The sequence below is a fragment of the Actinoplanes rectilineatus genome, from assembly GCF_000962825.1.
In the GTDB taxonomy this organism is placed as follows: domain Bacteria; phylum Actinomycetota; class Actinomycetes; order Mycobacteriales; family Micromonosporaceae; genus Actinoplanes; species Actinoplanes rectilineatus.
This window is the reverse complement of record NZ_JZKF01000139.1, coordinates 1-12,723: the sequence shown is the minus strand read 5'-3', so window position 1 is coordinate 12,723 and position 12,723 is coordinate 1. Positions and strand designations below refer to the sequence as shown.

At 69.7% G+C, this 12,723-nt stretch carries 9 protein-coding genes; 7 read left to right on the top strand and 2 right to left on the bottom strand.

Annotated features, from left to right (window positions below):
* Window positions 1-366 precede the first annotated feature (366 nt).
* Window positions 367-1,386 carry a LacI family DNA-binding transcriptional regulator gene (locus WH85_RS44385; protein ID WP_045748234.1) on the bottom strand — a complete coding sequence of 340 codons (1,020 nt, stop codon included), beginning with the start codon at window positions 1,384-1,386 and terminating at the stop codon, window positions 367-369.
* Between the two features lie 149 nt (window positions 1,387-1,535).
* Here WH85_RS44385 and WH85_RS44380 point away from each other — a divergent pair, with 149 nt between their 5' ends.
* The 6 genes from WH85_RS44380 (at window position 1,536) to WH85_RS47955 (ending at window position 11,035) form a co-directional block, all read left to right on the top strand.
* On the top strand, window positions 1,536-3,500 hold the full coding sequence (locus WH85_RS44380) for a beta-galactosidase (protein WP_157411606.1): 1,965 nt from the start codon (window positions 1,536-1,538) through the stop codon (window positions 3,498-3,500).
* Window positions 3,497-4,366: a carbohydrate ABC transporter permease gene (locus WH85_RS44375; RefSeq protein ID WP_211275637.1), complete on the top strand. Its 870-nt coding sequence runs from the start codon at window positions 3,497-3,499 to the stop codon at window positions 4,364-4,366. Before WH85_RS44380 ends, WH85_RS44375 begins: the two co-directional genes overlap by 4 nt.
* Window positions 4,363-5,211, top strand: coding sequence for a carbohydrate ABC transporter permease (locus tag WH85_RS44370; RefSeq protein ID WP_342669835.1), 849 nt, complete (start codon window positions 4,363-4,365; stop codon window positions 5,209-5,211). The genes WH85_RS44375 and WH85_RS44370 overlap by 4 nt, the downstream gene beginning before the upstream one ends.
* Before the next feature lie 38 nt (window positions 5,212-5,249).
* Window positions 5,250-6,578: an ABC transporter substrate-binding protein gene (locus WH85_RS44365; RefSeq protein ID WP_245674361.1), complete on the top strand. Its 1,329-nt coding sequence runs from the start codon at window positions 5,250-5,252 to the stop codon at window positions 6,576-6,578.
* On the top strand, window positions 6,578-8,656 hold the full coding sequence (locus WH85_RS44360) for an alpha-galactosidase (RefSeq protein ID WP_045748231.1): 2,079 nt from the start codon (window positions 6,578-6,580) through the stop codon (window positions 8,654-8,656). The genes WH85_RS44365 and WH85_RS44360 overlap by 1 nt, the downstream gene beginning before the upstream one ends.
* Window positions 8,657-8,962: 306 nt before the next feature.
* Window positions 8,963-11,035 carry a trypsin-like serine protease gene (locus WH85_RS47955; RefSeq protein ID WP_157411605.1) on the top strand — a complete coding sequence of 691 codons (2,073 nt, stop codon included), beginning with the start codon at window positions 8,963-8,965 and terminating at the stop codon, window positions 11,033-11,035.
* 92 nt (window positions 11,036-11,127) lie between these two features.
* On the opposite strand, the gene WH85_RS44350 is transcribed toward WH85_RS47955, so the two are convergent.
* A complete protein-coding gene (locus WH85_RS44350) occupies window positions 11,128-11,505 on the bottom strand; it encodes a hypothetical protein (protein ID WP_045748230.1) in 378 nt (125 codons plus the stop codon).
* Window positions 11,506-11,746: 241 nt separating this feature from the next.
* Between WH85_RS44350 and WH85_RS44345 the strand changes: the two genes are divergently transcribed.
* On the top strand, window positions 11,747-12,526 hold the full coding sequence (locus WH85_RS44345; protein ID WP_045748229.1) for an SGNH/GDSL hydrolase family protein: 780 nt from the start codon (window positions 11,747-11,749) through the stop codon (window positions 12,524-12,526).
* Window positions 12,527-12,723: the final 197 nt, after the last annotated feature.

The following is a 12,723-nucleotide window of genomic DNA, read 5'->3' as shown; positions in this document are numbered from 1 at the left end:
ACCACGCCGTCAGGGGTGTGTTGATTTGGGGCGTCCTGCGCGCCTGTATTCACCACGCCGTCAGGGGTGTGTTGATTTGGGGCGTCCTGCGCGCCTGTAATCACCACACCGCCACGGGTGTGTTGACTTCGGGCGTCCAGCGCGCCCGAAGTCACCACGCGGACGGGCTTCGCGCCCTGACCACGAAACGTGTCTAGCTGCTCCTGTCGGGCTCGAGGGGTGCGGATCGGCGCGGCGAGCCCGGGGTGTCGACGGCGTCCGGCCACTGACGCGTACCCCCGTCCCCACGTCTGTGGCAGGAAGAGGTAGCCGAGATCGCGCGCAGTCGCGACCTGGACCTGGAACTGCCGGTCAAGAGTGCCCCGGTCAGGCGGAGTCGCGCCAGACGATCGGGGTGTCGAGCAGCTTGTTCTCGACCGGGGCCGGCTCGCCCCGGAGCTGCTGCAGCACCAACTGGGCCGCCCACGAGCCGAGCTCTGAAGCCGGCTGGTGCACCGTCGACAGCTGCGGCTGGCAGCGCACCGCCCACGTGCTGTCGTCGAACCCGACGATCCCCACGTCGCCGGGGACGCTGCGTCCCGCGTCCCGCAACGCCTCCAGCGCGCCGGCGGCGACCGCGTCCGAGGCTGCGAACACGCCGTCGATGGCGGGCTCGCGTTCGAGCAGGGCCCGCATCCCCTTGACGCCGGACGCGTAGTCGTAGAGCGGCACGTCGGCCACGAGTTCCTCGTCGAAGGCCGGACCGAGCGCGTCCCGGAACCCGTTGAGCCGGTCGATGCCGGAGTCCCGGTCCAGTGCTGCCGCGATCATGCCGACCCGGCGGCGTCCTCCGGCGAGCAGGCGTTTCGTGATCGCCCGTGCGGAGCCGGCGTTGTCTATTCCGACGAACGGGATGTTCTGGCTGAGATCCGGCGGATGGCCGACGAAAGCCGCCGGAAGGGCCAGATCGCTGATTACCCTGATGATCGGATCCCGGGCGCGTGCCGACACGACGATGGCGCCGTCGACGAAACCGCCGCTGAGATAGCGCGCCACGCGGTCGGTGTCGCGGGCTGACTCGACCACCAGGCTGACCATCTGGTGGTCCGCCAGGGAGAGCGCGGCATTGGCGCCCAGCATGATCGACCCGATGTTCGGATCGTCGAGGAAGAGCGAATGCGGTTCCAGGGCGACGAAGGCGACCGCTTGCGAGCGGCGCATCTTCAGGGCGCGTGCCGCGTTGTTCGGCACGTAGCCGACCTCGGTGATGGCCGCCTCGATCGCGGCGCGGGCCTCGGCCGAGACGTAACCGCCGTTCAGCACACGGCTCACGGTGCCCCGCGAGACGCCGGCCGCCGCCGCGATGTCGTGCACCGTGGCACGTTTCCGGGGTTTCGGCCGCGACATGCGATCACAGTACGCCGCGCGGTATTGACCTCGCGTCAACCCAGTCTTAGCGTGTGCACGTTCACACATCCGTAACCGGCCGATAGGTCTGCGGAAATGTGTGCACGTGCACACATCTGTTGACCAGGAGTTTTATGAGAACCGTGCGCATGCCTGTGCCGGGCGTCAGCCTGGGGTGTGATTACAACCCCGAGCAGTGGTCGCCCGACGTGTGGCGCGAGGACGTCGCGTTGATGCAACAGGCCGGAGTCGGCCTGGTGGCCGTCAACATCTTCGGCTGGTCCAACCTCGAACCGAGTCCCGGCAAGCACCACTTCGACGACCTCGACGAGGTGCTCGACCTGCTGCACGCCGGCGGGATCCGGGTCAACCTGGGCACCGGCACCTCCTCGCCGCCGCCGTGGCTGAGCGCCCGGCACCCGGAGATCCTGCCCGTCGCGATCGACGGGACCACCCGGTTCCCCGGCGGCCGGCAGGCCTGGTGCCCCAGCTCCCCGGTGTTCCGCGAGCGGACCCTCGACCTGGTCGAGCGGGTCGCGCAGCGGTACGGCAACCACCCCGCGCTCGCCCTCTGGCACGTCTCCAACGAGCTGGGCTGCCACAACGCGCTCTGCTACTGCGAGAACAGCGCTGTCGCGTTCCGGACCTGGCTGCGGGACCGGTACCAGAGCATCGAAGCGCTGAACGACGCCTGGGGCACCTCGTTCTGGAGCCAGCGGTACGGCGACTGGGACGAGATCCAGACGCCGCGGCTTGCGCTGTCCCTGCGTAACCCGGGGCAGCTCGTCGACTTCCAGCGGTTCAGCTCGGACGAACTGCTCGGCCACTACCGGGCCGAGACCGCGATCCTGCGCCGCAACTCCAGCGCTCCGGTCACCACGAACTTCATGGTCACCGCGCACATCCGGAACCTGGACTACTGGTCGTGGGCGCCGGAGATGGACATCGTCGCCAACGACCACTACCTGGACCACCGTCTGGGGAACCCGACCGCCGAACTGTCCTTCGCCGCCGACCTGACCCGCGGTCTGGCCGGCGGCCGCCCGTGGATGCTGATGGAACAGGCGGCCGGCGCGGTCAACTGGCAGCCGCACAACCTGGCCAAGGCGCCCGGCGAGATGATCCGCAACTCGCTGACGCACGTGGCCCGCGGCGCCGACTCGGTCTGCTTCTTCCAGTGGCGGGCCTCCGCCCAGGGCGCCGAGAAGTTCCACTCCGCGCTGCTGCCGCACGCCGGCACCGACACCGCCGCCTGGCGTGATGTGCTGCGCCTGTCCGAGACGCTGCAGCGGATCGGCGAGGTGGCCGGCACCGCGGTGGTGTCGGACGTGGCGCTGCTCTTCTCCTGGGAGTCGTGGTGGTCGTCGGAGGGTGAGGCCCGGCCGTCGCAGGCGGTGACCTACCTCGGCCAGGTGCACGCCACCCACCGGGCGTTGCGAGAGCTCGGCGTGACCGTGGACGTGGTGTCCCCGGACGCCGACCTGAGCGGGTACCGGCTGGTGGTCGTCCCAGGGCTGTACATGGTCGGTGACGCCGCCGCCGAGCGGATCACCGAGTACACCCGCGACGGCGGGCACCTGCTGGTCACGTACTTCAGCGGGATCGTCGACGAGCGGGACCGGGTCCGCCTGGGCGGATACCCGGGGGCTTTCCGCGAGGTGCTGGGCGTGCTGTCCGAGGAGTTCGCGCCGATGCCGCCGGGTGACGAGGTGCGGCTGAGCAACGGGGCGACCGCGACGCTCTGGACCGAACGGCTGCGCCTGGCCGGCGCCGCATCGGTGGCGAGCGGTCCGGACGGGACCCCGGCGATCACCCGTAACGAGCACGGCGACGGGACGGCCTGGTACGTGGCCACCGAACTGGACCCGCGCGGCATGCGTGACCTGGTGCGCAACGTGATCACGGCGGCCGGTGTGAAAGCCGTCGGACCGGAGACCGACGGATCGGTCGAGGTGATCCGGCGTACCGGCGAAGGCCGCTCCTATCTGTTCGTGATCAACCACGGGACCACCCCCGTGGCGTGCCCGGTCGCCGGATACGACCTGGTCACCGCCGAGCACATCACCACTGTCGTGGGCGGCGGGATCGCCGTGATCCGAGAGGAGAAGGCGTGAGAAGCAAATCCCCGGTACGCGCTCTGCTGTTCTTCATCCTGCCGTTCGGCCTGCTGTTCGCGGCCTTCTACCTGCTGCCGATCGGGTACGCGATCAAGCAGTCGCTGTACAAGGTGCAGCGCACCGGCACCTTCGGCCCGGCCACCGAGGTCTTCGGCGGGTTCGAGCAGTACCAGCGGGTGTTCGAGAACGGCCCGTTCTGGTCGTCGGTCGGCCGCGTGCTGCTCTTCGGCGTGGTGCAGGTCCCGGTGATGCTGGGACTGGCCCTGCTGCTGGCCCTGCTGCTCGACTCCGGACTGGTGAAGGGGCGCGGCTTCTTCCGGCTGGCGTTCTTCGTCCCGTACGCCGTGCCCGGTGTCGTCGCGGCGATCATGTGGGGTTTCCTCTACTCCCCGAACCTGTCCCCGTTCACGTCGTTGACCAGCAGCGTCGACTTCCTCTCCGCGGACTTCGTGCTGTGGTCGATGGCGAACGTGGTGACCTGGGTCTACGTCGGCTACAACATGCTGATCATCTATTCCGCCCTGCTGGCCATCCCGCAGGAGGTCTACGAGGCGGCGAAGATCGACGGCGCCGGCCCGTGGCGTACCGCCTGGTCGATCAAGGTGCCGCTGGTGATGCCGGCGATCATCCTGACCACCGTCTTCTCGATCATCGGCACGTTGCAGCTGCTCGCCGAGCCGCAGGTGTTCCGGACGTTCAGTTCCGCGGTGTCCAGCACGTACACCCCGAACCTGACCGTCTACTCCACCTCGTCGATCCCGAACTTCAATCTGGCCGCGGCGTTCTCGGTCGTCCTGGCCCTGGCCACGTGCGCGCTGTCGTTCACGTTCCTCAAGGCCACCCAGCGTGGAGGTGACAAGTGAAGGGCATCCGCGAGTCCCTCTTCTCCCGGGCCGGCGCCACCGCCGTCATGCTGCTGTGCACCCTGTACTTCCTGGTGCCGATCTGGTGGCTGCTGGTCGGGGCGTCCAAGTCACGGTCCCAGTTCTCCAGCACCGAGCCGCTCTGGTTCGCGGACTTCCACCTCGGCGACAACCTGAGTGAGCTCTTCGCGTACCGCGACGGGGTCTTCCTGCGCTGGATGGGCAACAGCATCCTGTACACCGGCGGGGCGGCCCTGCTCGGCACGATCCTGGCCGCGATGTGCGGGTACGCCCTGGCCAAGTACCGTTTCCCCGGCCGGGAGGCGCTCTTCAACCTGGTGCTCGGCGGCGTGCTCGTCCCGGCCACCGCGCTGGCACTCCCGCTGTTCCTGATCTTCAGCCAGCTGAACGCGACGAACACCTTCTGGTCGGTGTTCCTGCCGAGCCTGGTCAACCCGTTCGGTGTCTATCTCGCCCGGATCTACGCCACCGCGAGTGTTCCGGACGAGCTGCTGGAGGCCGCCCGTCTGGACGGTTCCGGTGAGGTCCGCACCTTCTTCACGATCTCGGCGAAGTTGATGTTCCCGGCCCTCGTGACGATCTTCCTGTTCCACTTCGTCGCGGTCTGGAACAACTTCCTGCTCCCGCTGATCATGCTCGGCAACGAGCGTCTCTTCCCCGTGACCCTGGGCCTCTACTCCTGGAACACCCAGGTCAACCAGATCCCCGAGCTGCGCATGCTGGTGATCGTCGGCGCACTGATCTCCATCCTGCCGCTGATCGTCGCGTTCCTGTTCCTGCAGCGCTTCTGGCGCAGCGGCCTCGGTGCCGGCTCGGTCAAGTAGCAATAAAACCGTCCTTATATAAAAGAAACGAGGAAATCGTGCGTTTTCCGATGCGCTCCCTCGGCATTGTGCTGACCTCGGCGCTTGCCCTGACCGCCTGCTCGTCGACCAGCGACGACTCGACCGAGAGCAGCGGCGCGGCGAGCTGCGCCCCGTCCTCCGGCCCGGTCACCCTGAACTTCACGTCCTGGATCCCCGGCATCGAGACCGTGGTGAAGGCCTGGAACGACAAGAACCCGGACATTCAGGTCACCGTGCAGACCGGCCCGAACGGCAACGGCGGCACGTACCAGAACTTCTTCAACCAGCTGAAGGCCGGCAACGCCCCCGACCTCGGCCAGATCGAGTACGACGCGCTGCCCAGTTTCCGCGTCCAGGACGGCCTGACCAACCTGGCCGACTGCACCGAGGTCACCGCGGCCAAGGACCAGTTCGTCGACTGGACCTGGGGCCAGGTCACCTTCGGTGAGGAGAACTCGGTCTACGGCATCCCGCAGGACGCCGGCCCCATGGCGCTGTTCTACCGCAAGGACCTGTTCGAGAAGAACGGCATCGCCATCCCCACCACCTGGGACGAGTACGCGGCGGCCGCCGAGAAGGTGAAGGCCGCCGGCGGCTACATCACCAACTTCTCGCAGAGCGACATCAACCAGTTCGCCGGTCTGGCCTGGCAGGCCGGGGGCCGCTGGTTCGCCAACGACGGCTCCCAGTGGACCGTGAACCTGCAGGACGAGGGCACCACCAAGGTGGCGAACTACTGGCAGGGCCTGCTCGACAAGAAGCTCGTCTCGACCGTGCCGCCGTGGACCACCGAGTGGGACAACGCGTACAACAAGGGCAACGCGTGGACCTGGGTCTCCGCGGTGTGGGGCGCCAACTCGATCTCGTCGGGCGCGCCGGACACCTCCGGCAAGTGGGCGGTCGCCCCGATGCCGCAGTGGACCGCCGGTGGCACCAGCGCCGGTAACTGGGGTGGCTCGTCCACCGCGGTCTTCAAGGGCTCGAAGCACCCCTACGAGGCGGCAAAGTTCGCTCTCTGGCTGAACACCGACCAGGAGGCGCTGACGCTGCTGAACAAGGAGGCCAACCTCTACCCGGCGACGAAGTCCGGCGCGACCCTGCCGGCCCTCTCCGAGGGAGTCGAGTTCTACGGCGGCCAGAAGATCTACGATGTCTTCGCCACGGCTTCCACCCAGGTGGCCGCCGACTTCGTCTGGGGCCCGACCATGACCTCCACCTACGCCACGGCGTCCGACGGCTTCAAGGCCGCGGTCTCCGGCAGCGGCACCCTGGCCGACGCGCTCAAGACGACGCAGACGGCCACCATCGACACCCTGAAGTCCCAGTCGATCCCGGTCGCCGAGTAGTGACGGTCCACCACCTGCGCGCCGCGGGCTCCAGCCTCGTGCTGGACGCCCGCGGCGTCGCGGCGTCCATCGTCCACTGGGGCAGCGATCTCGGTGACCTCGACGGGACCGCGCTCGCGGCGCTCGCCGACGCGGTCGTTCCGGCGGTCCCGCCGAGCTCGCTCGACGTACCCCTGCGCTTCGCTCTGCTGCCCGGCCTGGCCGAGGGCTGGAGTGGCCGGCCCGCGCTGGCCGGCCACCGGCAGGGCAGACCCGCCGGAGGGTTGCGGCTGGTGGGTGCCGATCTTCAAGATTTCTTGACGGTACGCTCCGCAACTCCCGAGGGTGATTTAGAGGTTCTCACCGAGCTGGACCTGTCATCGCAGGGTGTGCTGCGGGTGCGGCACCGCCTGACCAACACCGGTCCCGGCGACTTCCACCTCGCGGGCCTCGACGTGCGGCTCCCGATTCCGCAGGACGCCGCCGAACTGCTCGACTTCACCGGCCTCTGGTGTCACGAACGTCAGCCGCAGCGAACCCCGCTCGGCCACGGGATGTGGAGCCGGGAGAGCCGGCACGGACGCCCCGGTCACGACGACGCGTTCCTGCTGATGGCCGGCGAGCCCGGTTTCGGGTTCCGGCACGGCCGGGTCTGGGCGGTGCACCTGGCCTGGAGCGGCGACAAGTCGGTCCACGCCGAGCGTTCCGCGCTGGGCTACGGCGCGCTCGGTGCCGGTGAGCTGCTGGCCCCCGGTGAGATCACCCTGGCCGAGGGTGGCTCCTACGAGACGCCGTGGCTGGTCGCGGTCTTCTCGGACACCGGCATCGACGGCCTCTCCGACCGCCTGCACCCGTGGATCCGGTCCCGCAACGCGCTGCGCCTGCCCCGGCCGGTCGTACTGAACACCTGGGAAGCGGTCTACTTCAACCAGGACCACGCCGTCCTCAACGAGCTCGTCGACGCCGCGGCCGCCGCCGGTGTGGAGCGTTTCGTCCTCGACGACGGCTGGTTCACCGGCCGCCGCGACGACCGGCGTGCCCTCGGCGACTGGTACGTGGACGCCGAGACCTGGCCGGACGGCCTGCACCCGCTGGTCCAGCGGGTCCGCGGCGCGGGCATGGAGTTCGGCCTCTGGGTCGAACCCGAGATGATCAGCCCGGAGTCGGCGCTCGCCGCCGCACACCCGGAGTGGATCCTCGGCGGCCCGGACGCGCCGACCTGGCGCTGGCAGCGGGTGCTCGACCTGGGCGACCCGGGGGCGTACGCGTACATCCGCGACCGCCTCGCCGACCTGCTCACCGAGTACGACATCGCCTTCCTCAAGTGGGACCACAACCGGGACCTGCTCGTCCCCGGTTCGTCGCACCGGCAGACGACCGCGGTCTACCGGCTGCTCGCCGAGCTGAAGACGGCGTTCCCGCACGTGGAGATCGAGAGCTGTGCGTCCGGCGGCGCCCGCATCGACCTGGGCATCCTCGAGCTGGTCGACCGGTTCTGGACCTCGGACACCAACGACCCGCTGGACCGGCAGGCCATCCAGCGCTGGACCAGCGTGCTGGTCCCGCCGGAGTACCTGGGCGGTCACCTGGGCGACGCCACCGCGCACGTCACCGGTCGCACCTCGGCGCTCGGGTTCCGGCTGGCCACCGCGCTGTTCGGCAGCGCCGGCATCGAGTGGAACCTGACCGTCGCGAACGACGCCGAGAAACAACTGATCGCCGACTGGATCGGTGAGTACAAACGGCTCCGGCCGCTGCTGCACACCGGTGCGGTGGTCCGCGCCGACCCGGCCGACCCGGCGCTGCGCCTGCACGGTGTGGTCGCGCAGGACCGGTCGCAGGCCGTGTACGCGCTGGTCGCCACCGGAACGCCCCGGTCCGCGCTGCCGCCGCCGGTCCGGTTCCCGGGTCTGGACCCGGTCCGCTCCTACACGGTCCGGCCGATCGGCGCGCCGTACAAGGCGGTGCAGGACGCCCCGCCGCCGTGGCTGACCGACGGCGGGATCACCCTGCCCGGCCGGGTGCTCGCCGAGGTGGGCCTGACGGTGCCGCTGCTGGCGCCGGAGCAGGCCGCGCTGTTCACCGTCGACGCCGTGTGAAAAGTGGCCGGGCGTTCGCGCCCGGCCACTCTCGGTTTGTGATCCGCGACACGCATCCATGCTCGGCGATGCGAATAGCACCAGGCCAAAGCTGATCTTCGATGGGGTCGCGCGTGCCGCGGACGAACGGCTTCTTGCCCCATCAATGCGGGCACATTACAACTGACGCCCGGGGTATGGGCGTCGATCTCTCTTCGGCGCCCCCTGAAAACGCCAACGGGGAGATCCACTGTGCGATCCGGCCTACCTTTGTCTTCTCTGCTCCTCCGTACCGGAGGTGTCCTCACAGCCCTGACCGTCGCGGTGGTGGCGACGGCACCCACGGCCGCACATGCGGTGTCCGGTGACAGCCCGGCGGTGTCCACGCTGGGCGCCCTGGCCAAGATCACCATCCTGGCGCCCGGCACGACCGGCGCGGTCGCCTGCACCGGCGTCCTGGTCGCACCGCGTCTGGTGCTCACCGGCGAGGCCTGCTTCACCACCGGCACCGGCGCCGCGGCGCAGCCCACCTCCGCCCGGCCGTTCAAGGTCAACTTCACCACCGGCAGCACCACGCAGACGATCAACGCGGCCGGTGTCCGGTACGACCAGGCCCGCGGACTGGCCCTCGTCGGCCTCGCCAAGGTCCCCGCCGGGATCACCCCGGTCGCGATCAGCAGCACCGCGCTCGCCACCGGCGACACCGTCAAGGTGGCCGGATACGGGCGCACCGGCACCGAGTGGGTGCCGGCCTCCCCGCACGAGGCGTCGTTCACCGTCGCGGAGACCGGCTCCGGCACCGCGACCGTGACCGGCGACGGCTCGTTCTGCCCCGGCGACTCCGGTGCCCCGGTACTGCGCGGCACCGAGCTCGTCGGCCTGGCCCGCAACGCCGGCGGCAAGGGCTGCATCGGCTCCACCTCGACGTCCGGCGGCGGCACCGTCGCCGTCACCACCGACCTGAGCTCGCTGTTCGCCGGCGACGCGCTGGGCCGCAGCGTGCTGACCCCCAGCGACAACGGCTTCGCCGCGGTGGCCGCCGCCGGATTCGGCAGCGTCCTCGCCTCCGGTGACTTCGACAAGAACGGCTACCTCGACGTGGCCGTCGGCGCCCCCAAGGACGCCCCCGGTGGCGCCGCCTCCGGCTCCGTCACCGTCTACTACAGCTCGGCGGCCGGGCTGAGCGCCGGCAAGCGCCTGCGCCAGACCGACCAGGGCGCCGCCGACGAGGCCGGCGACGCGTTCGGCACCTCGCTGGCCGCCGGCGACTTCAACAAGGACGGCTACGCCGACCTCGCCATCGGCGTGCCGACCGAGGCCGTCGGCACGGTCAAGGCCGGCATGGTGATGGTGTACCTGGGCAGCGCCACCGGCCTGGGCGCCCCCGCCGGGCTGACCCAGACCAACATCGGCGGCGGCCTGGCCAACGAGGAGGGCGACCTGTTCGGCTGGGCCCTCGCCGCCGGCGACTTCAACAACGACACCTACCCGGACCTGGCCATCGGCGCCCCCGGCGAGCAGCAGGCCGGCGAGACCGCACACAGCGGCACGATCTATGTGCTCAAGGGCTCGGCGACCGGTCTGGTCTGGGGCTGGTACCTCGACCAGAGCATGTTCAACGGCGCCAACGAGGAGGGCGACCTGTTCGGGTACTCCCTCGCGGCCGGCAACGTGACCGGCTCGGTCCACACCGACCTGGTGATCGGCGCCCCCGGCGAGGCACCCGCCGACGACCCGAAGTCCGGCGGCGTCTACATCATGCCGGGCGCGGCCAGCGGCAAGGGCACCGGTTTCGGGCGTACCCAGTCCGGCAACGGCGGCGCCAACGAGGCCGGCGACGAGTTCGGTGCGGCCGTCGCGGTCGGCAACCTGGACGGCGACGCGTACGCGGACGTCATCGTCGGCATCCCCGGCGAGGCACCCGGCGAGTTCCCGAAGTCCGGCACCGGCACGGTCTTCCCGGGCCAGGCGACCGAGGTCGCCACCGGCCTGCCGTTCAGCAGCGCGCAGTTCAACGACGCCTACGTGGCGGGCGACCGGTTCGGCGCCTCCCTCGCCGTCGGTGACGTCGACGGCGACGGCAAGGCCGAGATGCTGGTCGGCGCCCCCGGCAAGGCGAACAACGGCGCGGCCAAGTCCGGCGTGGCCTACCTGTACCGCGGCCAGGCCCGCAGCACCACGGTCACCAGCCCGTTCGCCGGAGCCGGCCGCATCGACCAGCCGAAGGCGTTCGGCGTCGACGAGGCCGGCGACGCCTTCGGCACGGGCGTGCTCCTCGCGGACCTGACCAAGGACGGCAAGGCCGACGCGGTCATCGGCGCGGCCGGCGAGGCTCTGCCGGGCGAGGCGGCCGCCGGTGTCGCCCCGGTTCTGACCTCGGTGTTCACCGCGGCTTCCTGAGCCGTCCGAGACGCAGCGAAACGGGGCCGGGCGACCGGCCCCGTTTTCTGTCTCCCGGACGATCGGCTCCTGGTCCGGCCCTCAGCATGGTCCTAGTCGCGGAAACCGGCTCGCAGGCGCTGGGCCAGGCTCTGCGGCGGGGGCGGCGGCGTCGGCCGGCGGCCGGCCGACGGGGCGGACCGGCCCACCGGACGGTCGTAGTCGGCGGCGACGATCGCGTCGATGATCTGTTCCTCGCCGAAGTTCTCCGAGCCGGGGATGGACGGGACGAAGCCGACCAGCACGCCGTCGCGCATCACCTGCGCCTCGAGACCGGCGGTGCCGTCGGTGTCCCACTCGGCCTCGCGGCCGTCGGCGAGCACGACGCGGACGCCGTATTGCGTGATGCCGGCCCGGGGGAGTTTCACGTGAGCGAACACGTTGCGGTCGCGCAGACTCGCCACCACCCGGCGAGCACGATTCTCGTCCATGCCCGCGACGGTATCGCGAAGATCTGAAAACACGCTGAAGAACGGCTCCGCGGCCGTTGAGAGGAAACTGCACTCTGCGCATGTAACATGACCCGCGGTCAAAACCCCAGGTCACATCGACGCATGTTACTACGCCGTAATTTATATGTCACCGGATTACTTTCATCGAGATCTTGACTTACTGTTCGGTAACCGAAGCGCTTCGGCCCCCACATCCCCCGCCGGATATCGGAGGCCACCGATGAGAATCGGGCCCGTCCTCGCCACTCTCGTCACCTCGTCCATCCTCAGCCTCGCCCTCGGCGCCCCCGCCCGGGCGGCGAGCGTCGACTACACCGCCCTCGGCGACTCGTACTCCTCGGGCGTCGGCGCATCCGGCCAGTCCGGCTCCTGCCTGCGCAGCAACTACAGCTACGCGGCGCAGTGGGCGGCCAAGAACAGCCCGACGTCGTTCCAGTTCCTCGCCTGCAGCGGCGCCACCACCGACGACGTGCTCAGCACCCAGATCCCCACGCTGAGCAGCGGCGCCGACCTGATCAGCATCACCATCGGCGGCAACGACGCCGGGTTCGCCCCCACCGTGATCACCTGCCTGACCTCCAGCGACGCGGCCTGCGTCGCCAAGGTGAACGCCGGCAGGGAGTACATCCAGAACACCCTGCCGGGCAAACTGGACACCACCTACGCGGCGATCAAGGCGAAGGCACCGGGGGCGCGCGTGGTCGTGCTGTCGTACCCGCAGATCTTCGACACCGCGGCCCCGGTCTGCGAGATGAGCATGACCAAGCGGAAGGCGATCAACGGCGGGGCGGACGCGCTCGCCTCGGTGATCGCGTCGCGGGCCTCGGCGGCCGGGTTCGTCTACTCCGACGTCCGCGACGAGTTCGCCGGGCACGGGGCGTGCGCCTCGTCGCCGTACCTCAACGGGTTCACGCTGCTGCCGCCGCAGAACTCGTACCACCCGAACGTCAACGGCTACACGAACGGCTATCTGCCGGCCTTCAGCGGTTCCGCGAGCTGAACACGTTCCGCGGTCCGGGTGCGAAGCCCGTCCGCGTGGTGATTTCGGCCGCGCTGGGCGCCTGAAGTCACCACACCGGTTGTGGGTGTGGTGATTTCGGCCGCGCTGGGCGCCCCAAATCACCACACCAGTTGTGGGTGTGGTGACTTTGGCCGCGCTGGGCGCCCCAAATCACCACACCAGTTGTGGGTGTGGTG

Excerpts from the sequence above, each read along its gene's own strand:
- WH85_RS44385 (WP_045748234.1), bottom strand. The coding sequence starts at position 1,386 with ATGTCGCGGCCGAAACCCCGGAAACGTGCCACGGTGCACGACATCGCG.
- WH85_RS44380 (WP_157411606.1), top strand. The coding sequence starts at position 1,536 with ATGCCTGTGCCGGGCGTCAGCCTGGGGTGTGATTACAACCCCGAGCAG.
- WH85_RS44350 (WP_045748230.1), bottom strand. The coding sequence starts at position 11,505 with ATGGACGAGAATCGTGCTCGCCGGGTGGTGGCGAGTCTGCGCGACCGC.
- WH85_RS44345 (WP_045748229.1), top strand. The coding sequence starts at position 11,747 with ATGAGAATCGGGCCCGTCCTCGCCACTCTCGTCACCTCGTCCATCCTC.